At 71.0% G+C, this 21,431-nt stretch carries 21 protein-coding genes and 1 pseudogene; 7 read left to right on the top strand and 15 right to left on the bottom strand.

Annotated features, from left to right (window positions below; translation table 11 throughout):
• Positions 1–6: 6 nt before the first annotated feature.
• From AB0368_RS00505 to pafA, 3 genes are read right to left on the bottom strand one after another with little or no spacing between them, the layout of a single operon-like run.
• Positions 7–657 (bottom strand): class I SAM-dependent methyltransferase, encoded by a 651-nt coding sequence (locus AB0368_RS00505; RefSeq protein ID WP_366151592.1) that lies wholly within the window; start codon positions 655–657, stop codon positions 7–9.
• Between the two features lie 15 nt (positions 658–672).
• Positions 673–888, bottom strand: a complete 216-nt coding sequence (locus AB0368_RS00500; protein ID WP_366152390.1) for a hypothetical protein — start codon at positions 886–888, stop codon at positions 673–675.
• 26 nt (positions 889–914) lie between these two features.
• Positions 915–2,273 carry a Pup--protein ligase gene (gene pafA, locus AB0368_RS00495; protein WP_366151591.1) on the bottom strand — a complete coding sequence of 453 codons (1,359 nt, stop codon included), beginning with the start codon at positions 2,271–2,273 and terminating at the stop codon, positions 915–917.
• 118 nt (positions 2,274–2,391) lie between these two features.
• Here pafA and rfbB point away from each other — a divergent pair, with 118 nt between their 5' ends.
• The gene (gene rfbB / locus AB0368_RS00490; protein WP_366151590.1) at positions 2,392–3,366 is read left to right on the top strand and encodes a dTDP-glucose 4,6-dehydratase; all 975 of its coding nucleotides are present in this window, start codon (positions 2,392–2,394) and stop codon (positions 3,364–3,366) included.
• 27 nt (positions 3,367–3,393) lie between these two features.
• Here rfbB and prcA read toward each other — a convergent pair whose 3' ends face one another.
• The 6 genes and pseudogenes from prcA to arc form a co-directional block, all read right to left on the bottom strand.
• The gene (gene prcA / locus AB0368_RS00485) at positions 3,394–4,221 is read right to left on the bottom strand and encodes a proteasome subunit alpha (protein ID WP_366151589.1); all 828 of its coding nucleotides are present in this window, start codon (positions 4,219–4,221) and stop codon (positions 3,394–3,396) included.
• Positions 4,222–4,278: 57 nt separating this feature from the next.
• Positions 4,279–5,118 (bottom strand): proteasome subunit beta, encoded by an 840-nt coding sequence (prcB, locus tag AB0368_RS00480; RefSeq protein WP_366151588.1) that lies wholly within the window; start codon positions 5,116–5,118, stop codon positions 4,279–4,281.
• Positions 5,037–5,222, bottom strand: a pseudogene (locus AB0368_RS00475) (recombinase); the annotation flags it as partial. The pseudogene AB0368_RS00475 and the gene prcB, both read right to left, overlap by 82 nt.
• Before the next feature lie 67 nt (positions 5,223–5,289).
• Positions 5,290–5,505: a ubiquitin-like protein Pup gene (locus AB0368_RS00470; RefSeq protein ID WP_106124861.1), complete on the bottom strand. Its 216-nt coding sequence runs from the start codon at positions 5,503–5,505 to the stop codon at positions 5,290–5,292.
• Between the two features lie 106 nt (positions 5,506–5,611).
• Positions 5,612–7,129, bottom strand: a complete 1,518-nt coding sequence (gene dop / locus AB0368_RS00465) for a depupylase/deamidase Dop (RefSeq protein WP_366151587.1) — start codon at positions 7,127–7,129, stop codon at positions 5,612–5,614.
• Between the two features lie 251 nt (positions 7,130–7,380).
• The gene (gene arc, locus AB0368_RS00460; protein ID WP_366151586.1) at positions 7,381–9,162 is read right to left on the bottom strand and encodes a proteasome ATPase; all 1,782 of its coding nucleotides are present in this window, start codon (positions 9,160–9,162) and stop codon (positions 7,381–7,383) included.
• Between the two features lie 174 nt (positions 9,163–9,336).
• On the opposite strand from arc, the gene AB0368_RS00455 reads away from it, so the two are divergent.
• Complete coding sequence (locus AB0368_RS00455) at positions 9,337–9,630, top strand: ferredoxin (RefSeq protein WP_366151585.1); 294 nt, start codon at positions 9,337–9,339, stop codon at positions 9,628–9,630.
• A gap of 59 nt (positions 9,631–9,689) precedes the next feature.
• On the opposite strand, the gene AB0368_RS00450 is transcribed toward AB0368_RS00455, so the two are convergent.
• The 3 genes from AB0368_RS00450 to AB0368_RS00440 all read right to left on the bottom strand — a co-directional run bounded on the left by AB0368_RS00450 (position 9,690) and on the right by AB0368_RS00440 (position 12,382).
• Positions 9,690–10,280 carry a hypothetical protein gene (locus tag AB0368_RS00450; protein ID WP_366151584.1) on the bottom strand — a complete coding sequence of 197 codons (591 nt, stop codon included), beginning with the start codon at positions 10,278–10,280 and terminating at the stop codon, positions 9,690–9,692.
• Positions 10,281–10,348: 68 nt separating this feature from the next.
• Positions 10,349–11,296: a tRNA (adenine-N1)-methyltransferase gene (locus tag AB0368_RS00445; protein ID WP_366151583.1), complete on the bottom strand. Its 948-nt coding sequence runs from the start codon at positions 11,294–11,296 to the stop codon at positions 10,349–10,351.
• 15 nt (positions 11,297–11,311) lie between these two features.
• Positions 11,312–12,382: a site-2 protease family protein gene (locus AB0368_RS00440; protein ID WP_366152366.1), complete on the bottom strand. Its 1,071-nt coding sequence runs from the start codon at positions 12,380–12,382 to the stop codon at positions 11,312–11,314.
• 171 nt (positions 12,383–12,553) lie between these two features.
• Between AB0368_RS00440 and AB0368_RS00435 the strand changes: the two genes are divergently transcribed.
• Together AB0368_RS00435 and AB0368_RS00430 are read left to right on the top strand one after the other, a co-directional pair.
• Positions 12,554–13,639: a PD-(D/E)XK nuclease family protein gene (locus tag AB0368_RS00435; RefSeq protein WP_366151582.1), complete on the top strand. Its 1,086-nt coding sequence runs from the start codon at positions 12,554–12,556 to the stop codon at positions 13,637–13,639.
• 209 nt (positions 13,640–13,848) lie between these two features.
• Positions 13,849–14,532: a response regulator transcription factor gene (locus tag AB0368_RS00430; protein WP_366152365.1), complete on the top strand. Its 684-nt coding sequence runs from the start codon at positions 13,849–13,851 to the stop codon at positions 14,530–14,532.
• Positions 14,533–14,645: 113 nt separating this feature from the next.
• Here AB0368_RS00430 and AB0368_RS00425 read toward each other — a convergent pair whose 3' ends face one another.
• Both AB0368_RS00425 and AB0368_RS00420 read right to left on the bottom strand, forming a co-directional pair.
• Positions 14,646–15,449, bottom strand: a complete 804-nt coding sequence (locus AB0368_RS00425; protein ID WP_366151581.1) for a DUF4097 family beta strand repeat-containing protein — start codon at positions 15,447–15,449, stop codon at positions 14,646–14,648.
• A 59-nt stretch (positions 15,450–15,508) separates the two neighbouring features.
• Positions 15,509–16,006 (bottom strand): toxin-antitoxin system HicB family antitoxin, encoded by a 498-nt coding sequence (locus AB0368_RS00420; protein ID WP_366151580.1) that lies wholly within the window; start codon positions 16,004–16,006, stop codon positions 15,509–15,511.
• 260 nt (positions 16,007–16,266) lie between these two features.
• Between AB0368_RS00420 and AB0368_RS00415 the strand changes: the two genes are divergently transcribed.
• Entirely contained in the window at positions 16,267–17,034 is a 768-nt protein-coding gene (locus tag AB0368_RS00415) for an ABC transporter ATP-binding protein (protein ID WP_366151579.1), read from the top strand.
• Positions 17,034–19,568: an FtsX-like permease family protein gene (locus AB0368_RS00410; protein WP_366151578.1), complete on the top strand. Its 2,535-nt coding sequence runs from the start codon at positions 17,034–17,036 to the stop codon at positions 19,566–19,568. Before AB0368_RS00415 ends, AB0368_RS00410 begins: the two co-directional genes overlap by 1 nt.
• Before the next feature lie 164 nt (positions 19,569–19,732).
• On the opposite strand, the gene AB0368_RS00405 is transcribed toward AB0368_RS00410, so the two are convergent.
• Positions 19,733–20,380 carry an HAD family phosphatase gene (locus AB0368_RS00405; protein WP_366151577.1) on the bottom strand — a complete coding sequence of 216 codons (648 nt, stop codon included), beginning with the start codon at positions 20,378–20,380 and terminating at the stop codon, positions 19,733–19,735.
• A gap of 241 nt (positions 20,381–20,621) precedes the next feature.
• Here AB0368_RS00405 and AB0368_RS00400 point away from each other — a divergent pair, with 241 nt between their 5' ends.
• Entirely contained in the window at positions 20,622–21,359 is a 738-nt protein-coding gene (locus AB0368_RS00400; RefSeq protein ID WP_366151576.1) for a DUF2071 domain-containing protein, read from the top strand.
• Positions 21,360–21,431: the final 72 nt, after the last annotated feature.

The following is a 21,431-nucleotide window of genomic DNA, read 5'->3' as shown; positions in this document are numbered from 1 at the left end:
GCCGGCCTAGCGCTTCCGGATGAGAGTCACGCCGTCGCGCACCGGCAGCATCACCGACTCGACCCGCTCGTCGGCCACCACGAGATCGTTGACCTCGCGGATGGCGGCGACGTCGGCGCCGGCCTCGCCGGGCAGCACGACCCGCCCGCCCCGGAGCACGTTGTCGAGCACGACGAGACCCCCGGGCCGCAGCCGCGGCACGATCTCCTCGTAGTAGTCCCGGTATCCGGTCTTGTCGGCGTCGATGAAGGCGAAGTCGACGACCGGGTCGGCGGGCAGCGCCCGCAGCGTCTCGACCGCGGGGGCGATCCGCAGGTCGATCCGGTCGGCGACACCGGCCCGTTTCCAGTACGCCCGGGCCACCGCCGTCCACTCCTCGGAGACGTCGCAGGCGAGCAGCCGGCCGCCCTCGGACAGCCCCCGGGCGATGCAGACGGCCGAGTATCCGGTGAAGACGCCGACCTCGATCGCCGTTCGCGCCCCGGTGAGCCGCACCAGCATGGTGAGCAGCTCTCCCTCGTCGTGCGAGATCTGCATGCCCGCGGCGCCGGGGAACGCGGCCCTGGTCTCGGCCGCAAGGTCCCGCAGGACGTCGTCGGCCGGAGTGCAGTGGGCGAGCAGGTAGTCGCTGATCGCGGCATCGATGATGTCAGGCATGCCTCTAGCAAATCATCAATCGAACAAGATCAAGTAAAGCCAGCCGAGCAGCAGGAGACCCAGGATCGTGGCCAGCACCCAGGTCGGGACCTTGTGGCCACCCTGCCGGTTCCGCGAGACCTGGCTGCGGATCTTCTCCCGGCGGCGCTCGACGCGCCCCCACATCACGTCCTCGACCGTCCGCTCGGGCGTGTCCCCGGGGGGCCGCTGGTCGGGCTCGTGCGATGTCATAGCCCGACCAGCCTATCGGTCCCACGTCACATGCTGGCGATCAGGCGCTCCACCCGCTCGTCGTACGCCCGGAACGGGTCCTTGCAGAGCACGGTGCGCTGCGCCTGGTCGTTGAGCTTGAGGTGCACCCAGTCGACGGTGAAGTCGCGCCGTTTCTCCTGGGCATGACGGATGAACTCGCCGCGCAGCCGGGCCCGCGTGGTCTGCGGCGGGGTCTCCTTGGCCTCGAAGATCTCCAGGTCGTTGGAGATGCGGTCGACCTGCTTGCGCTTCTCCATCAGCGCGTACAGGCCCCGGCCGCGGCGCACGTCGTGGTACGCCAGGTCGAGCTGCGCGATCCGCGGGTGCGACATGGGGATCTCGTGCTTGGCCTGGTAGCGCTCGATCAGCTTGAGCTTGGACACCCAGTCGATCTCGCGGGACACCGGGTCGAGGTCGCCGCTCTCGATGGCGTTCAGCACCCGGCCCCACAGCTCGACGACCCGCTTGGCGGTCTGGTCGCCGCCCCGGCGCTCGACGAACTCGGTCGCCTTCGCCAGGTATTCCTGCTGGATCTCGAGGGCGCTGACCTCCTTGTTGTTCGCCAGCCGGATCTTGCGGCGACCGGTCACGTCGTGGCTGACCTCGCGGATGGCCCGGATCGGGTTCTCCAGGGTCAGGTCGCGCATGACCACGCCGGCCTCGATCATCCGCAGCACGATGTCGGCGCTGCCGACCTTGAGCAGCGTGGTGACCTCGTTCATGTTGGAGTCGCCGACGATGACGTGCAGGCGGCGGTAGCGCTCGGCGTCGGCGTGCGGCTCGTCACGGGTGTTGATGATCGGCCGGCTGCGGGTGGTGGCGCTGGAGACGCCCTCCCAGATGTGCTCGGCGCGCTGCGAGAGGCAGAACACGGCACCGCGCGGCGTCTGCAGGACCTTGCCGGCGCCGCAGATCAGCTGCCGGGTGACGAGGAACGGGATGAGGACGTCGGCGAGGCGGCCGAACTCGCCGTGGCGGGACACCAGGTAGTTCTCGTGGCAGCCGTACGAGTTGCCGGCCGAGTCGGTGTTGTTCTTGAAGAGGTAGATCTCCCCCGCGATCCCCTCGTCGTGCAGCCGCTTCTCGGCGTCGACCAGGAGACCCTCGAGAATCCGCTCACCGGCGCGGTCGTGGGCGACCAGGTCGGTGACGGAGTCGCATTCGGGGGTCGCGTACTCGGGGTGCGAACCGACGTCGAGGTAGAGGCGGGCACCGTTGCGGAGGAAGACGTTGCTGCTGCGTCCCCAGGACACCACTCGGCGGAACAGGTAGCGGGCCACCTCGTCGGGAGACAGCCGCCGCTGCCCCCGGTAGGTGCACGTGACTCCGTACTCGGTTTCGAGGCCGAAAATTCGCCGTTCCATGACGAAACACTAGCCTCAGAACGGCTCCCAACGGCAGTGACAACGCGCCCTTTCACCGCAGCACTGCGTGGTCATCTCTCGTCGCAGCGCTGTCACCTGCGCATACACTGGGTCACTGATGAATCTTCTGGTCACCGGCGGCGCCGGCTTCATCGGGTCCGGCTTCGTGCGCGCGGTCCTCGCGGACGCCCTGCCAGGCCTCGAGGGGGCGCGGGTCACGGTCCTCGACAAGCTCACTTACGCCGGGAACTTCGCCAACCTCGGCCCGGTGGCGGAGAGCAAGCGCCTCGACTTCGTCCCGGGCGACGTCTGCGACGCGGCGCTGATCGAATCGGTGCTGCGCAAGCACGACCACGTGGTCCACTTCGCGGCGGAGTCCCACGTCGACCGCTCGATCCTGGCGGCGACCGAGTTCGCGACCACCAACGTGGTGGGCACCCAGATCCTGCTGGACGCGGCCCTGCGGCACGGCATCGAGCGGTTCGTGCACGTGTCCACGGACGAGGTCTACGGCTCGATCCCGTCGGGCTCCTGGACGGAGACGTCCCCCCTGTCGCCCAATTCCCCGTACGCGGCCACCAAGGCGGGCGGCGACCTGCTGGCGCTGGCCTTCCACCGGACGCACGGGCTGCCGGTGACGGTGACCCGCTCGGCGAACACCTACGGGCCGTACCAGCACCCGGAGAAGCTCATCCCCCGCTTCGTGACCAACCTGCTGGAGGGCCGGAAGGTGCCGCTCTACGGCGACGGCAGCCAGGTCCGCGACTGGATCCACGTCGACGACCACTGCCGCGCCACCGCGCTGGTGCTGACCCGGGGGCGGCCGGGCGAGGTCTACCACGTCGGCGGCACCGAGGAGCTGACGAACAAGGACCTGACCGGGCTGCTCCTGCGGGAGTGCGGCACCGGCGCGGACCGGGTCGAGCACGTGGAGGACCGCAAGTGCCACGACCACCGGTACGCCCTCGACGACAGCCGCATCCGCGACGAGCTCGGCTACCGCCCGCAGGTGGACTTCCGCACCGGGCTGGCGGAGACGGTCCGGTGGTATCGCGACCACCAGGACTGGTGGCGTCCCCTGGTCATCGACTGACCCGGGGACGCCGCGGGACGGCCCGGGTCAGGAACCGTCCTTGTCGTCCGGCTTGCCCTCCAGGTCGACCGAGGCCGCCGACACCGTCGGCTTGTCCTCGCCCGGCGCGGGGGGTGCCGTGTCGCCCGCCTCGCCCACCTCGGGCTCCGGCTGGTCCTTGCCACCGCCCAGCAGCGTCTCGAGGGCGGCCCCCGAGATCCGCCGGAACGCCCGCCCCTTGCGGGCCCGGTCCAGCACGGCGACCTCGAGCTGGGCGCCGCCCAGCTCGCGCGCGGCACCGTTCTCGCCGCCGACGCTGCCGAGGCCCTTGACCGCCAGGGCCAGCGCGGTCGGCAGGTCGGCGGCCACGTCGTGGCGTTCCTTGAGGACGGTCGAGATGGCCTCCGCCGAGCCGCCCATCGCCATGAAGCCGGGCTCGTCCATGACCGAGCCGTCGTACGTGATGCGGTACAGCTCGTCGGCCTCCGCGGTGGCGCCGACCTGCGCCACGCAGATCTCCACCTCGTACGGCTTCTGGGTCTCGGAGAAGATCGCCCCGAGCGTCTGGGTGTAGGCGTTCGCGAGCGCCCGTCCGGTCACGTCACGCCGGTCGTAGGCAAGGCCGTTGAGATCGGCCATCCGCACGCCGGCGCGGCGCAGGCTCTCGAACTCGTTGTAGCGGCCGACCGCCGCGAAGCCGATCTTGTCGTAGAGCTCGCTGATCTTGCGCAGCGAGGTCAGGTTCTCGGCGACCAGCAGGATGCCGCCCTCGTACGTGAGCACGACGGCGGAACGGCCGCGGGCGATGCCCTTGCGGGCGTACTCCGAGCGGTCGCGCTGGACCTGCTCGGGCGAGGCGTAGAACTGCATGGCCACTGGTGGCTACTCCTTCGATGACCGGGTGGTGGTTTCGTCGTCGGACTCGGCGTGGGCTCAGCCGCCCGGGTTCTCCATCCGTCCGGCGACCACTTCCTCGGCCACCGCGTTGATCTCGGTCTCGGTGAGCCGGTGGGTGCTGTCCGCCGTCGCGGTCATCACCACCGGGTAGATCTTGCGGGTCAGGTCGGGCCCGCCGGTCGCCGTGTCGTCGTCGGCAGCGTCGTAGAGCGCCTCGACGGCGAGCCGGATGGCGTCCTGCGTGCTGATGCCCGGCCGGTAGCGCTTCTTCAGCGCGGACTTGGCGAACAGCGACCCGGAGCCGATCGCGTCGTAGCCGGTCTCCTCGTAGAGCCCGCCGGCGACGTCGAAGCTGAAGATGCGCCCGACCTTCGCCGGGTCGGCCGGCGACAGGTCGAAGCCGGCGAAGAGCGGCACCACGGCCAGGCCCTGCATGGCGGCGCCGAGGTTGCCGCGCACCATCGCGGCCAGCCGGTTGGCCTTACCGTCGAGGGACAGCATGGCGCCCTCGATCTTCTCGTAGTGCTCGAGCTCCACCTGGAACAGGCGCATGAGCTCGATGCCGATGCCCGCGGTGCCGGCGATGCCGATCAGCGAGTACGCGTCGGCCGGGTGGACCTTCTCGATGTCCCGGCTGGCGATCAGGTTCCCCATGGTGGCCCGCCGGTCACCGGCCATCACGACACCCTCGGTGGTGGCGATCGCGACGATGGTGGTGCCGTGCGGCGCGATGTCGGCCGACAGCCCCGGCGGTAACGGCCGGCGACCCGGCAGCAGCTCGGGCGCGGCCTGACTCAGGAACTGCGTGAAGGATGACGTCCCCGCGTTGGTGAACACATCTGGAAGACGCCCGGATGGATCAAAACCCGCTGCCACGTGGTTCCTCTCGAAAACGTGATCGCGGCGGCGAGGGGTTCCGGGCCGTCCCGCAAACACCCGAGTCCGCCGTCGCAGTTCAAGCACAATATCCTGCGCGCCGGACCGACGCGATCATCGCAATGGAGGTGTCGACCCGGCGCGGCAGATGTCTTATTTAGGGCTTTCGCCCTACTGGCCGCCTTTTTGTACGTACCCTCTCACGAATTCCTCGGCGTTCTCCTCCAGGACGGAATCGATCTCGTCCAGCAGGTCGTCGACGTCCTCGGTGATCTCGGCGTGCCGCTCGGCAACCTCCGGGTTGGCCTCGGTGGTGACGTCCTCGATCTCCTCGTCGCGCTTGCCCTTGCCGGACTGCGACTGACCGCCGGTGTCTCGCGTTGCCATCCCTGTCCCCCTTCAACACCCAACCGGTTCGGGTTGGGAAAAACCTACCTCGCCGGTACGACGAAAACGCCTGCCCGTCCGCGTGTTTCTCGCGCAGCGAAGCCGGTCACCGGCTCGTGATCACCTCGAGCAGGTCCTTGGCCGTGTCGCACTTGTCGAACAGGGCGCCGACGTGCTTCTTCGTGCCGCGTTCGGGCTCCATCATCGGAACCCGGACCAGCGACTCGCGGCCGACGTCGAAGATGACCGAGTCCCAGCTCGCCGCGACCACTTCGGACGCGTAGCGGGCCAGGCACTGGCCGCGGAAGTACGCCCGGGTGTCCTCGGGCGGCTCCACCATGGCGCGCAGCGTCTCCTGCGGATCGAGCAGCGTCTTCATCGAGCCGCGGGCCACCAGGCGGTGGTAGAGGCCCTTCTCCGGCCGTACATCGGAATACTGGAGGTCGACGAGCTGGAGCTTGGGCGACGACCAGGCCAGGCTCTCCCGGTCGCGGTAGCCCTCCAGCAGCCGCAGCTTGGCCACCCAGTCGAGCTGGTCCGAGCAGCTCATCGGGTCGTCGCCGAGCTTGGTGAGCACGTCCTCCCAGCGCTCGAGCACGTCCGCGGTCTGCTCGTCGACGTCGGCGCCGTAGCGCTCGTCCACGAAGGCCTTGGCGCGCTCGTAGTAGGCCCACTGCAGGTCCAGGGCGGTGAGCCGGCGGCCGTCACGCAGCCGCATGAGGTGCTTGAGGGACGGGTCGTGGCTGACCGCCTTGAGCTCGGAGACCGGGTCGGCCACGCCGAGCTCACCGGTGAAGACCTTCTCCTCGATCATGTTGAGGATCAGCGCCGTGGTGCCCATCTTCAGGTACGTCGCGATCTCGGAGAGGTTCGCATCGCCGATGATGACGTGCAGGCGGCGGTACTTGTCCGCGTCGGAGTGCGGTTCGTCGCGGGTGTTGATGATCGGGCGCTTGAGCGTGGTCTCGAGGCCGACCTCGACCTCGAAGAAGTCCGCGCGCGAGGAGATCTGGAAGCCGGAGCCGGAGCCGTCCTGGCCGATGCCGACGCGGCCCGAGCCGCAGAAGATCTGCCGGGTCACGAAGAACGGCGTGAGGTGGGCGACGATGTCCGCGAACGGCGTCTGGCGGCGCATGAGGTAGTTCTCGTGCGAGCCGTACGAGGCACCCTTGTTGTCCGTGTTGTTCTTGTAGAGCTGGATGCGGTGCGTACCGGGGATGGTGGCGGCGCGGCGGGACGCCTCGGCCATGACCCGCTCGCCGGCCTTGTCCCAGCGCACGATGTCCAGCGGGTTGGTGCACTCCGGGGTGCTGTACTCCGGGTGGGCGTGGTCGACGTAGAGCCGGGCGCCGTTGGTGAGTATGACGTTGGCCAGGCCGAGGTCCTCGTCGGCGAGCGCGTCCGCCGGGTCGTACGCGGCGCCGGAGTAGGTGAACCCGCGGGCGTCGCGCAGCGGCGACTCCTCCTCGTAGTCCCACCGGGCGCGGCCGCCGCGGTTGAGCTCCGGACGGGCGCCGTACGCGTTGACGACCTGGGACGAGGTGACCATGGGGTTGGCACCGGGTTGCCCGGGCACCGAAATGCCGTACTCGACCTCGGTCCCCATAATCCGCCGAACGCTCATACGACCACTCCGCCCGCGACTGTGTTGCCGTTGCCCATGTGTCGAGCCTAGACGCTTCCGTAACGGTTCTCGCCTCGGGCCGTACGCGTCACGGCACTCTCGGTGGCGATCTTCCGTCACACCCGTCTCCCCCGCGCCGCGGAGCAGGCGACCCGTCGGCGGCCGGCACCACGGAGAGCGACGAAGACGACAGGAATTGAGATGAGAAGACGCGGGCGGAGGATGACCTCCGCCCGCGTCTCGAGGATGCCCTACAGGTATTGACCGGTGTTGCTGGCCGTCTCGATGGAGCGGCCGGCCTCGGCGCCCTTGCCGCCGGAGACGAGCGTACGGATGTAGACGATCCGCTCGCCCTTCTTGCCGGAGATCCGGGCCCAGTCGTCCGGGTTGGTGGTGTTCGGCAGGTCCTCGTTCTCGCGGAACTCGTCAACGCAGCTGTCGAGCAGGTGCTGCAGCCGCAGCCCCTTCTTGCCGGAGGTGAGGAACTCCTTGATGGCCATCTTCTTGCCGCGGTCGACGATGTTCTGGATCATCGCGCCGGAGTTGAAGTCCTTGAAGTACAGGACTTCCTTGTCACCGTTGGCGTAGGTGACCTCCAGGAAGCGGTTCTCCTCGGACTCCGTGTACATCCGGAGCACGACCGCCTCGATCATGGCCGCGACCGTCACGTCGGCGTCGCCGCCGTGCTCGGCCAGGTCCTCCGCGCTCAGCGGCAGGCCGGAGAGGATGTACTTGGCGAAGATGTCCTTCGCCGCCTCCGCGTCCGGACGCTCGATCTTGATCTTCACGTCGAGCCGGCCGGGCCGCAGGATCGCCGGGTCGATCATGTCTTCCCGGTTGGAGGCGCCGATGACGATGACGTTCTCCAGGCCCTCGACACCGTCGATCTCGCTGAGCAGCTGCGGGACGATGGTGTTCTCGACGTCGGAGGAGACGCCGGAGCCACGGGTCCGGAAGATCGAGTCCATCTCGTCGAAGAACACGATGACCGGCGTGCCCTCGCCCGCCTTCTCCCGCGCCCGCTGGAAGACCAGGCGGATGTGCCGCTCGGTCTCACCCACGTACTTGTTGAGCAGCTCGGGACCCTTGATGTTGAGGAAGTAGCTGGTGTGCTTCTCCTCGCCGCGGCGCTCGGCGATCTTCTTCGCCAGCGAGTTGGCGACCGCCTTGGCGATCAGGGTCTTGCCGCAGCCGGGCGGGCCGTAGAGCAGGATGCCCTTCGGCGGGCGCAGCTGGTGCTCCCGAAAGAGGTCGGCGTGCAGGAACGGCAGCTCCACCGCGTCGCGGATCTGCTCGATCTGCGAGTGCAGACCGCCGATGTCGGTGTAGTCGACGTCGGGCACTTCCTCGAGGACGAGCTCCTCGACCTCGCTCTTCGGGATGCGCTCGTACGCGTACGCCGAGCGCGGCTCGATCATCAGCGAATCGCCCGCCCGCAGCTTCGAGATCTCGAGCGAGTCGGCCAGATGGACGATCCGCTCCTCGTCGGCGTGCGAGACGACCAGGGCCCGGTCGCCCAGGGCCCCGTCGGGACCGGCCAGGACCTCCTTGAGCAGGACCACCTCGCCGACCCGCTCGTAGCCGAACGCGTCGACCACGTTGAGCGCGTCGTTGAGCAGGACCTCCTGCCCCCGCTTCAGTTCCTCGACCTCGAGGGACGGGGACACCGCGACCCGCAGCTTGCGGCCCCCGGTGAAGACGTCGACGGTGCCGTCGTCGTGGGCGGCCAGGAATACGCCGTAGCCGCTGGGCGGCTGGGCGAGCCGGTCAATCTCTTCCTTGAGAGTGACGATCTGAGCCCGGGCTTCCTTGAGGGTCGCCACGAGCCGGTCGTTGTTCTCGGTCAGTCGGGCCAGCTGCGCCTGCGTCGCCGCGAGCCGCTCCTCGAGCTGCCGGACGTGTCGGGGGCTTTCGGTCAACTTGCGCCGTACCAGAGCGAGTTCCTCCTGCAGGAACGCAACCTGGCTGGAGAGATCGTTGGCCTCTTTCTCCCAACGTGCGGCGCGTGAATCCGCCTCGTCGCTACGTGCCACGTCCCACCTCCCCGGGGGCTCGAACGTCTTGGGATAACACTAACCGCTGCCGGGCGGATTTCGACCCATGCAACACCCTCGTCACTGAACCTTGATCGATTCGGTCAGGTGCGGGCGCCGGGTGGCCAGACCCTTCGGGTACGGTCGGAGAGGTCGAATTCCAGGAGGTGTCCCGTGTCCGCGCAGACCGAAACCGACGAACTCGAGGTCTGGGTGGATCAGGACCTGTGCACCGGCGACGGCCTCTGTGTGCAGTACGCCCCGGAGGTCTTCGAGTTCGACATCGACGGCCTGGCCTACGTCAAGGACAGCGGCGGTGAGCTGCTGCAGAGCCCAGGAGTGCGCACCGGCGTGCCGGCGCGGCTGCGCCTCGAAGTGATCGACGCGGCCAAGGAGTGCCCCGGCGACTGCATCCATGTGGTGCGCTCGTCCGACGACGTCGAGGTGGCCGGTCCGGAGGCGGACTGATCTTTTTCGGTACGGGCTCCGCGCGGGCCCGTACCGATCACCGCGCCGAGCGGAAATTGTCACAGTGTCGGACGGCCGACCAAAGATGCGACAATTCGGGAAAACTCCTCCAACCGGGCGATTTGCCCCGGCCCGCCGTCGTCGAGGGTCTTGCCGAAGCGCAGGGCGTCGTGGCGCAACGCGGTCCGCCCCTCCTCCTCGGCCATCCCGGGCGGCGGCACGGCGTCGTCCACGGAGCTCAGCAGCAGGTAGACGTCGATGCTGTCGACCCGCGCCTGCCCGGTCGACGTCCGCGTGAGGCGCCGCCGGCAGCCGACCTCGGTCACCGTCGACAGCGGCACCACCCGCAACGAGGACGTCATGGAACCGACCGGCCCGTCGCCCGGCGCCACGTCCTCGCCGTGCCACAGCACCAGCCGGCTGCCGTCACAGATGACGACCTCCTGCCACACGCCGTTCACTTCGTTGACGAACCGCTCCAGCGTGAAGCACAGCACCGACGCCCCGCGCAGCACGCCGAAGAGGGCGTCCAGCGCCACCTCAGGATCCCGCAGGTAGGCGCGCGCGGCCGAGTCCAGGTCCTCGTACGGCGACCAGTCCGGGAAGACCGCCGGCATCTCGTTGCTGCCCCCGAACGGCGGAGATGACATCGCGCCCACCCGTTCCCTCCCAAGCCGATCGAAACCCGCGAGGAAACTACCGGACGCGGGTCGAGCCGTCACACCCCGGTATCGGTCCCGGTCTCCGCCCGCTCGGCCGCCGAAGCTGCCTGAGCGGCCCGTCGCAGCGCGTACGCCTCGGCACCCTTGCTGGGCTTTCGCCGCCGCGGCGGTGCCGTTACGCCGGGCGCCAGCTTGCGGGCCGACACGAGGAAGGCGGTGTGCGCGATCATCCGGTGATCCGGGCGTACGGCCAGGCCCTCGGCGTGCCAGTCCCGGATCAGCGACTCCCACGCCCGCGGCTCGGTCCAGCCGCCGCGCTCGCGCAGCGCCTCCACGAGCTCGGAGAGCTGCGGCGTCGTGGCCACGTACCCGATGAAGACCCCGCCTGGCACGAGCGCCTTCTCGACCATGTCGAGGGCCTCCCAGGGGGTCAGCATGTCGAGGATGATGCGGTCGAAACCGGTCTGGGTGGCCCCGGCGACGTCCCCGTGGTGCAGATGCCAGGCGGGGTGAGGGCCGCCGAAGAACGCCTCGACGTTCTTGCGCGCCACGGCGGCGAAATCCTCGCGCAACTCGTACGAGTGCAGCTCGCCGCTGCCGCCGACGGCCCGCAGCAGCGAACAGGTCAGCGCGCCGGAGCCGACGCCGGCCTCCAGCACCTTGGCGCCCGGGAAGACGTCACCCATGGCGACGATCTGCGCGGCGTCCTTCGGGTAGATGACCTGCGCACCGCGCGGCATGGAGAGCACGTAGTCGGACAGCAGCGGGCGCAGCGCCAGATAGGCCGTACCGCCGCTGGACGTGACGACACTGCCGTCGGGCAGCCCGATGAGAGCGTCGTGCTCCAGCGCGCCCCGATGGGTGTGGAACGCCTTACCCGGCTCGAGGACGATGGTGTGCATGCGGTTCTTGGGATCGGTGAGCTGCACACGGTCGCCCGGGCGGAACGGCCCGCGGTGGGCGGGCACCGGCTCGGCGGCGACGGTGTTTTCCTGAACGGTCACTGATCCCTCTCCTGGTTACCTGGCGGCGGCACGGCGGGCCGGACGGCGCGGCTCCAGCAGCTCGGCCAGATCCGCGACGTGCAGCACGCCGACGACATCCTCGCCTGAGGTCACCACGTACTGCGCACCCGGGTGGGCCTGCACGGCCCGGACCACCTGCTCGCCGGTGAGCCCGACCCGCATGGCCGGCAGCCGCGCCACGTCCCGCGCGACCGTGTCGACGCTCACCCAGGGCCGCCGTCCGGCCGGCACGGCCGCCGCGGCGGTGCCGTCCACCACCGCGACCACCCGCCCGCTGGAATCAGCAACAGCCAGACCCTTGCGCGCAGGCTCCGTCGCATCGGCGCGGCGCTGTGCCTCCGCGATCGACGTCCCCGACGGTACGGCGAAAAGCGGCCGCGCGAGAGTAGTCAGGTCGACCAGCGGGAACCGCCGCGTCATCCGCGCGAGCCGCATCGACTGCCCGGCGCCCTGCCACAGCGTGAAAACGACCAGCAGGATGAAAGCCAGGCCGAACAGGGTCAGCAGGTTCAGCCGGTAAAGCGTGAAAACGGCGCACCCGGTGAGCAGCGCGATGCCACGTCCGGCCCACGCGGCCAGCTCGGTGGCCCGGTTCCGGTCCCCGATCAGCGCCCACAACCCGGCCCGCAGCGCCCGCCCGCCGTCGAGCGGCAGGCCCGGCAACACGTTGAAGATCGCCACGATGACGTTGCTGGCGGCCAGCTGGAACGCGATCTGCCCGGCGACCGTACGGTCGGGCAGCACGAACGCGGCGCCGGTGGCAACCCCGCCGAGCACCAGCGACACGGCCGGCCCGGCCAGCGAGACGAGCGCGTCGACGCGCGGCGTCGACGCGTCCCGATCCATCTCGGTCCAGCCGCCGAGCAACTCCAGCGTGATACCGCGCACACCGATCCCGTACCGCCGGGCGGTCAGGGCGTGCCCGAGCTCGTGCAGAAGGACGGAACCCAGCAGGCAGACCACGAAACCCATGCCCACCGCGTACCCGAAAGGCGGAGCCAGACCGAGCTCTTTCTCCGCGTATCCGCCGTAGACGACCGTGACCAGCAGCGCGAGCAGCAGCATGGAGGCATTCACGAAGACCGGGATGCCGAGCACCCGCCCGACCTCCCGCGCCCCGCGCCGCCGGGCGGGCCGGGTCCGCTGCCCCTTGTCGTCCACGCGTCGATGCTACGGACCGAGCCTGAGAGCCCCGCGTCGCCGGTTTCGTCGTACCCCTCCCCTAGCCTTACCCCCATGACGGCAGAAACGGTTTTGTCCCCTTCCGAGCCCGGCCGGGAACGGCCTGCCGGGCCGTCACTCTCGCCGTCGCGGGCGGCGGACTTCAAGACCTGCCCCCTGCTGTTCCGCTTCCGCACCATCGACCGGCTCCCCGAGCAGCCCACCCGCGACCAGGTCCGCGGCACGCTGGTCCACGCGGTCCTCGAACGCCTCTTCGACCTCCCGGCGGCGGACCGAACCCCGGACGCGGCAGCGGCCCTCGTGACCCCGCAGTGGCAACGGCTGGTGGAGGAGGAGCCGGCGCTGTCGGAGCTGTTCGAGGCGGCGGCCGAGGTGCCCGCGCCCGTCCCGGTCCTCGACCGTCCCGCCGCGCTGCCGAGCGATGGCGGCCTCCCGCTCCCCGCCGCGCTTCCGGGCCCCGCCGCGCTCCTGGGCGACGGCGGCCCGCCCGGCTCCGGCCTCGCGGAGACCCTGCCCGGCATGCCTGAGCCGCCGCCGGCGGACCTGGTCCGGCTGGAGGCGTTCCTGCAGAGCGCGGGCGAGCTGCTCGCCGGCTACTTCGCCGTGGAGGACCCGCGCCGGCTCGAGCCCGCGGAGCGCGAAAGCCTCGTCTCGACGCTGGTCGACGACGAACTGCTGATCCGCGGCTACATCGACCGCCTCGACGTCTCCCCGGCCGGCGACCTGCGCGTGGTCGACTACAAGACCGGCGGCGCCCCCCGCGAGGCCTTCGAGGGCCGGGCGCTGTTCCAGCTGAAGTTCTACGCGCTGGTGCTGTGGCGCACCCGCGGGGTGGTGCCCCGGGTCCTGCGCCTGCTCTATCTCAAGGACGCGGAGATCTGCGACTACAGCCCCGACGCGGAGGAACTCGAACGCTTCGAACGCACGCTGGTGGCGCTGTCGCAGGCGATCGAGCGCGCCAAGCAGGAGAAGGACTTCCGGCCGAAGCCCAGCAGGCTCTGCGGCTGGTGCAGCCACCAGCAGTTCTGCCCCGAGTTCGGCGGCACGCCGCCGCCCTATCCGGATCGCCCCGCCGCCGCCCCGGACACGAACGGGACTGCGAGCGACGGCTCCCTGATGCCCGTTCCCCGCCAGCCCTAGGCCGACCGACCGCACCCCCGGCGCCGTCTGCCGATCGCCTAGGGTGAGCGCCGGAGTCGGGTGCGGGGAGGCTGACGGTGACGGCGAGCGACGGTGCGGGTGCGTCGGGGGCTGCCGTGGTGGCCAGGGCCGCCGGGGTGACCGAAGCCACCGCGGTAGCCGGAACCCCCAAGGTAGCCGGAACGCCCGCGGTGACCGGAACCCCCGCGGTGGCCGGGGCCGCCGGGGCCGCGGTGCGGGTGCTGCTCGCCGATGATCAGCCGATGCTGCGGTCCGGGCTGCGGATGGTGCTGGCCGGGGCCGGTGGGCTGGCCGTCGTCGGGGAGGCCGGGGACGGGGCCGAGGCCGTCGATCTGTCCCGGCGGCTGCTGCCCGACGTCGTCGTCATGGACCTGCGGCTCCCGCGGCTCGACGGGCTGACCGTCACCCGCCGGATCGCCGAGGCCGGGCTGCCCGTGCGGGTGCTCATCCTGACCGCGGACGACACCGACGAGACGGTGCTGGGGGCGGTCGCCGCCGGGGCCTCCGGCTACCTCGGCAAGGATGTGCCGGCGGAGGAGTTGGTGGCTGCCATCCGTACCGTCGCTTCCGGGGGTGCGGTCGTCGCCCCGCCGATCCTGGACCGGTTGCTGAGCCGGATGGCCGAGATCCTGCCCGCCGCCGAGACCACCGCCGCGGCGCCTGCGCTCGATGCCCTCACCGAGCGCGAACGGGAAGTTCTCGTGCACGTGGCGAAGGGCCACTCGAACGCCGAGATCGCCCGGGCGCTGCTGGTGAGCGAGACGACCGTCAAGACCCACGTCGGGCACGTGCTGACGAAGTTGCGGCTGCGGGACCGGGTTCAGGCGGTCGTGATGGCGTACGAGACGGGTCTGGTCCGCCCGGGCGGCTGAGTCCGGATCCGCCGGAGCCGGTCCGGCCGAGACCCCGCCCAGCCGCGGAGGCCGCCCCGACCAGGCAACGTCCGGGCAGCGGGCACATGATGAACCGGCACACGGCCCGGCCTTCAGGCGGCGGCCGAGAGACCGAGCGCGCGGTGCACATCGATGTCGCCGCTGGCGGTACGCACCCTCAGCTCCAGATTCGCCGCTCCGCGCCCTTCCGCCGGCCCGTTCCCCATCGCCAGGTCGCTCGACGTGGAGCCGGACGCCGTGGTCAGGTCGAGCCATACCCCCGTCCCAGGGGTGACGCCGACCGACACGTCCCCGGACATCGAGCGCAGGTCGGCCCGGCCCTGGCTGATCGTGCCGATCTCCAGATCGCCCGACGCGGACTGGGCGTTGACCGAGCCACCGACCCGGCGGATCGCGATGTCGCCGCTCGCCGTACCCGCACTGACGTCACGCATGACGTCACCGGCGCGCAGGCTGCCCGAGGCGCTGTTCATGCGCAGCGAGCCGCCCACCCGATCCACGGTTACGTCGCCACTCGCGGACTTGAGCTGGACGTCGCCGGTCGCCTGGTCCAGGTGCACGTCGGCCGACGCCAGGAGCGCCTGCACCGTCGTGTAGCGGCCCGCGAGGCGCAGATCGGCGGCGGCCGACTTCGCGGCGACGGTGCTGTCCAGCGGTACGCGGACGGCGACGTGGACCTTGGCCGTACGGCGCCAGGCCCATCCGACGGAGTCCGGGGCGTGCACGGCCAGCGTGTCGCCGTCGAAGGCGATGGTGAACTGCCCGGCGGCGTCGGTGCCGTCAGGGGCAGTCACGTCGACGCGTACCGTGTCGCGCTCTTCGGCGACGACCTCCGCGGAACCGCGCTGCAGGCGCAGGGACAGGGTGATGGGACTGGGGTGGTCGAACTCGGGCACGGGAGTGCTCCTTCGCTGGTGGAGTACGCATCCGGGTGGTGCGGTGAGAAGGCGCGGGCTCAGGCCTGCGCGAAGCCGGTGATGCGGCGGCCGCGCCGCGTGGCCGCCGCGGACGGCGGTGACGGCGGCTGGGCCGTTGCCGCGGCCGTCACGGCGCGTACCAGCCAAGCGTTCACCGAGATTCCCTCGGCAGCGGCCGCCTGCTCGACATGCGCCTTGAGGGACTCCGGCATCCGAAGGGTGAGCCGGGCGAGGTCGCCGCCGTCGCCTGCGGCCGGTGGCGGGGCGGGGATCGGGTCGGGTGCCGGCTCGGCCGGTGCGTGGCTGACGACGAGGTCGGCCTCTCGCCCGCGGAGGCGGACGTCGACGACCGGGCCGTGCAGCCGCGTGGTGATCTCCGCCGTGGCGTCGGACAGTGCCTGCAGCAGCGCCAGCCGGACCGATGCCTCGAGGGCGTGGCCGAGCAGTTCCGCTGCCCGCGCGGTGTCCGGTCCGCCGGGCGCGGCGGCGGCCGAGAGATCGGCCTGCAGCGATTCCAGGTACGGCGTGAGGTCCATGCCATCAATATGACGTCACCGATGACGTCTGTCAACCGCCACGACGACGTCATGTGGGATCCAGGGGTAAACCCTGACCCGACGTAGGTGGCGTCCCGCAGCGAAATCTCCGCGTTGCTCTCCGCCCTCGGTCGGACGCCCGGCGCGACGGCCGCCGGAAGACTGACGGAGCCGGCGGGGCAGCCCTGCCCCGCCGGACCACGGGGAGCCGGGACGGCCCATGCCCGGACGGCCCCTCGACACACGAGCAGGGAGCGACAGTGACAACGAGCAATGCCGACCGACCCGCGGCGGCCCGGGCCGGCGAAGTCTGGAAGGTCTACGGTTCGGGCGAGGCGCGCGTCGTCGCGCTCCGGGGCGTGAGCGCGGAGTTCGGGCAGGGCCGATTCACCGCCATCATGGGCCCCTCCGGCAGCGGCAAGTCGACGCTCATGCACTGCCTGGCCGGCCTCGACACGGTCGACCGCGGCACCGTGCACGTCGGCGGCACCGAGGTCAGCAAGCTCAGCGACCGGGCGCTCACCCGGCTGCGCCGGGACCGGGTCGGGTTCATCTTCCAGCAGTTCAACCTGCTGCCGACGCTGAGCGCGCAGGAGAACATCCGGCTGCCGCTGGACATCGCCGGGCGCAAGCCGGACCCGCAGTGGTGGGACATCGTCGTCGACACCGTCGGGCTGCGCGACCGGCTCGGTCACCGGCCCAGCCAGCTGTCCGGGGGCCAGCAGCAGCGGGTCGCCTGCGCGCGGGCGCTGATCGGGCGGCCGGACGTGATCTTCGCCGACGAGCCGACCGGGAACCTGGACTCGCGGTCCGGGGCCGAGGTGCTGTCGTTCCTGCGCGCCAGCGTGCGCGAGCACCATCAGACGATCGTGATGGTCACCCACGACCCGGTCGCCGCGAGTTATGCCGACCGAGTGGTGTTCCTCGCCGACGGGGAGATCGTCGACGAGCTCGCCGCGCCGACCGCCGACACCGTCCTCGACATGATGAAGAAGCTGGACACGCATGCCGAGCCGGTGATGCTCTGATGCTGCGCGCCATCCTCAAGAGCCTGCTGGCGAGGAAGCTGCGGCTCATCCTGTCGGGGCTGGCCGTCGTCCTGGGCGTCATGTTCGTTTCCGGCGCGTTCGTGGTCACCGACACGCTGAGCCGTTCCTTCGACGCGGTGTTCGCCAGCGCGTACTCGACCACCGACGTCGGCGTGACCGCCCGGCCCAAGGTGGAGGTCTCCGAGCTCGAAGGCGAGGAGGTCGCCGCCCCGCTGCCGGCGGACACGGTGGAGAAGATCAAGACCGTTCCCGGGGTACGGTCGGCGACCGGTCTCGTGGAGGCCGACGGCGCCCGGGTGATCGGCGGCGACGGCAAGGTCCTCACCTCGACGGGGCCGCCGCGGATGGGCGTCGCCTGGACCGGCGCGGACGCGTTGGTGAAGCTGCGGGAGGGCCGTGGACCGGCAGCCGCCGACGAGATCGCGGTCAACGCGACCGTGGCGAAGGCCGCCGGGCTCAAGGTCGGTGACCGGGTCGGCGTACTGACACTCGAGCCGAAGAAGCAGTTCACGCTCGTCGGCGTCTTCGGCTTCAGCGGCGACCGGGACAGCCTCGGCGGCGCCCAACAGGTGGCGTTCACCGAGCCGGTGGCGCAGAAGCTGATGCTCGGGCGTACCGGTGTCTACAGCTCGGTGCGGGTCACGACCGACGACAGCGTCACCCCGGCGGAGCTGCGCGACCGGATCGGCTCGGCGCTGGGCGCCGGGTACGTGGTCAAGACCGGTGAGCAGCTCGCCGACGAGAATGCCGCCGAATTGCAGGAGGGGCTGAGCTTCTTCGGCCAGATCCTGCTCGGCTTCGCGGGCGTCGCGCTGTTCGTCGGCGTCTTCCTCATCCTCAACACCTTCTCGATCATCGTGGCGCAGCGGACCCGCGAGCTCGCCCTCATGCGGGCGCTGGGCGCGAGCCGGCGGCAGGTCATCACCTCCGTACTCGTCGAGGCCATCGTGATCGGCCTGGTGGCGGCGGTGCTCGGGCTCGCTGCCGGAGTCGGGGTCGGTGCGCTGCTCGCGTACCTGTTCGGGTCGTTCGCCGGGGGTGGCCTGGAGCTGGCGCCGATCGCCGTGCCGGCCTCGGCCGTGATCAGCTCCTTCGTGATCGGCGTCCTGGTGACGGTGGTCGCCGCGGTTCTGCCCGCCCTGCGGGCCTCGCGGATCGCACCGGTGGCGGCCATGCAGGACGTCGCGACGCCCGACCGGCCACTGACCAGGCTGAGCGTCGCCGGCGGCGTGGTCACCGCGGCCGGTGCCGCAGCGCTGGGCGTCGGCCTCTTCGGTAACGGCGGGCTGTGGCTGATCCTCGGTGGCGTACTCGTCTCGTTCGTCGGCGTGGCGCTGCTGACGCCGCTGATCAGCCGCCCGGTGGTCGCGCTGCTCGGCCGGCTGTTCTCGTGGTCGCTGCCCGGCCGCCTCGGCCGGCTCAACTCGGGCCGCAACCCGCGCCGCACGGCGATCACCGCCGCCGCCCTCATGGTGGGCATCGCCCTGGTCACCGGCGTCACCGTGGTCATGGACTCGGCCAAGAGCAGCCTCAAGGCCGAGGCCGCCCGGGTGCTCAAGGCCCAGATCATGATCAGCGGGGACCAGAACGGTCCCCGGCCGCCGACGTACGATCCGGCCGTCGTGCACCGGGCCGCACAGATCCCGGGGGTACGGGCGGCAGCCGGCCTGTGGAACGACCAGGTGCTGATCGACGGCCGCAAGCAGTGGGTGAACGCCTCCGACGACCTGGCCGCGCTCGCACAGACCTACGGGTCCGGCACCACGCTCGCGACGTTGAAGGACGACCAGATCGCGGTCAGCGTCCCCGAGGCGGCGAAGCACGGCTGGCAGGCCGGATCCACCGTGACGGTCCAGGCGTCCCGCGGAGAGCCGCACGGCTACACGGTCGTGGCCACGTACCCGGAAGACGCTCTGCCCGGCAGCATCATGCTGCCGTCTGCGGCAACCCAAGATTTCGGCATCCCGCAGCCGGTCCTCGGGTTCGTCCGCCTCGACGACGCAGTCCCGGTCTCGGCGGTGCTGCCGCAGGTCAAGGCGCTGGTCGCGGACAGCCCGGAGGTGTCGGCAACGGACGCCGCGGCGTTCGTGGACCAGCAGGCCGCCACGTTCGACACGCTCATCACGATGATCCAGGTCCTGCTGGCGTTGGCGATCCTCATCGCCGTGCTCGGTGTGATCAACACCCTGGCGCTGTCGGTGCTCGAACGCACCCGGGAACTGGGCCTGCTCCGCGCAGTCGGGCTCGGCCGGGCGCAGACGATGCGCATGGTGACGGTCGAGGCGGTCGTGATCTCGGTCTTCGGCGCATTGCTCGGCGTGACGGTCGGCGCGGGCATGGGTACGGCGGTGGCCCGGGCGCTGAAGAGCGACGGAATCACGGAACTCGTGCTGCCGTGGTCGCGGATGGGGACGTATCTGGTGCTGGCCGCGCTGGTCGGGGTGATCGCCGCGGTGCTGCCGGCGATCCGGGCTGCGCGGCTCAACGTGCTGGGAGCCATCGCCCACGACTGACGGCCCGGGCGCGCGATCGCGCGCCGACCAACGAGGACGGGCGCGACCGGGCGCGACCGGTCAGACGGGGGCTGTTGCGCGCGATCGTGCGGATGGGAGGGCCCGGGGAGTGATCCCAGGGCCCTTCTTCGCTTCGGTGCCGGCGCGGACGGGCCGGCACGGGGTCAGGTCGTGACGCGGCTGAAGATCGTGGCCAGGTAGTCCGGGTCCACGCCGACCAGGGTGTCCCGCAGGTGCACGCCGTCGGTCGGCGGCAGCTCCAGCTCGGCCGGCACGGCGAGGACGGCCGCCCCCGACGCGACCGCGCTGGCCATCCCGGTCGGCGAGTCCTCGATCGCGACGCACTCGTCGATCCGCACCCCGAGCAGCCCCGCCGCGGTCCGGTACGGCGCGGGATCAGGCTTGGGGGCCGACACCTCGTCGCCGCACACCACCGCGTCGAAGTTCTCCCGGCCCAGGGTGTCCAGGGCGACCTCCACGAGCCGGCGCCCGGTCGAGGTCACCAGCGCGGTCGGCAACCCGGCCTCGCGGACGGCGCGCAGCAGCTCCATCGCCCCGGGACGCCAGACCAGGCCCTCGGCGAACAGCTCCTCGACGCGCCGCTCCAGCCACTCGACGTCGGCGGGCTCGTCGCGGTCGGGCTGGCCCAGGGCCTCGCGCAGAATGCGCATCGAGGAGGCCATGCTGCTGCCGATCATCGCCAGACGCGCCGACTCGGACAGCGTGCCGCCCGCGTGCGCGGCCAGCTCATGCAGCGCGACGTCCCAGACCTTCTCGCTGTCGACCAGCGTGCCGTCCATGTCGAAGAGCACCGCAGCCGGTTGTCGTGGTGTCAGAGCAGGCCTCCCGAGCCGCCGAGCCGGATTCGTCACCCCCCATTCTTCCCCGCCCGAACCCCCGGCGTGGCCTGGTGTGACCGCTGCGACAGAGCCAGGAGTGGCCGTCGCCTGATCGCACGACTCTCGACGCGGCGGCCCGGAGCGGTCCTGCGCCGCCCGCGACAGGAGCGGCACCGAGGCGCCGCGGGTTGGCGACGCGGTGCATCATGGGCGCGTGCGGATCGAGGACGTCACGCCCGAGACGCTGCGGCCGGTGCGGCGGTCGTGGCTGGTGCAGAGCTGGCACGACCTGGCGTTCCTGCATTGGGCCGTCCCGCCGGCGACCGTGGCCCCGTTCCTGCCGCCCGGCACCGTGCCGGACACCCTCGACGGCGTCACCTACGTCGGCCTGATCGGGTTCCGGATGGTCGGGCTCGGACCGCTGCGCGGCCCGGGCATGCCGTACCTGGGCACGTTCCTCGAGACGAACGTGCGCCTTTACAGCGTGGACGACCGGGGCCGGCGGGCGGTCGTGTTCCTGTCGCTGGACGCCGAGCGGCTGCTGCCCGTACTCACGGCGCAGGCGCTGCTGCGGCTGCCGTACAAATGGTCCCGGATGTCGTTGGAGAAGACCGACGGCGTGCTGCGCTACGCCAGCACGCGACGATGGCCCGGGCCGCGGGGAGCCGAGACCGCCTTTTCGGTACGCCCGGGAGCACCGCTGGACGAGCCGTCGCCCGTCGAGCACTTCCTGACGGCACGGTGGGGGCTGCACACGCGGGCCTGGGGTCGTACGGTGCACCTGCCGAACGAGCACCCGCGATGGCCGCTGTTCCGGGCCGAGCTGCTGGACCTCGACGACGGCCTGATCCGCGCAGCGGGCCTGCCGCCGATGCCAGGCCCCCCGGTCAGCGTCCTCTACTCCCCCGGCGTGCCGGTCACGTTCGGCGGACCCGGCATCGCGGCCCGCTGAGGACGATCACCGAACCGGGCACGCACGGCGGACCCGAACGGCCAGGCGCGGGCTACGCCGGCCCTCCTCAAC

The sequence above is a fragment of the Actinoplanes sp. NPDC051475 genome (assembly GCF_040689425.1).
In the GTDB taxonomy this organism is placed as follows: Bacteria; Actinomycetota; Actinomycetes; order Mycobacteriales; family Micromonosporaceae; genus Actinoplanes.
Note: the sequence above shows the minus strand (reverse complement) of the source record. Positions and strands in the feature narration are given on the sequence as shown.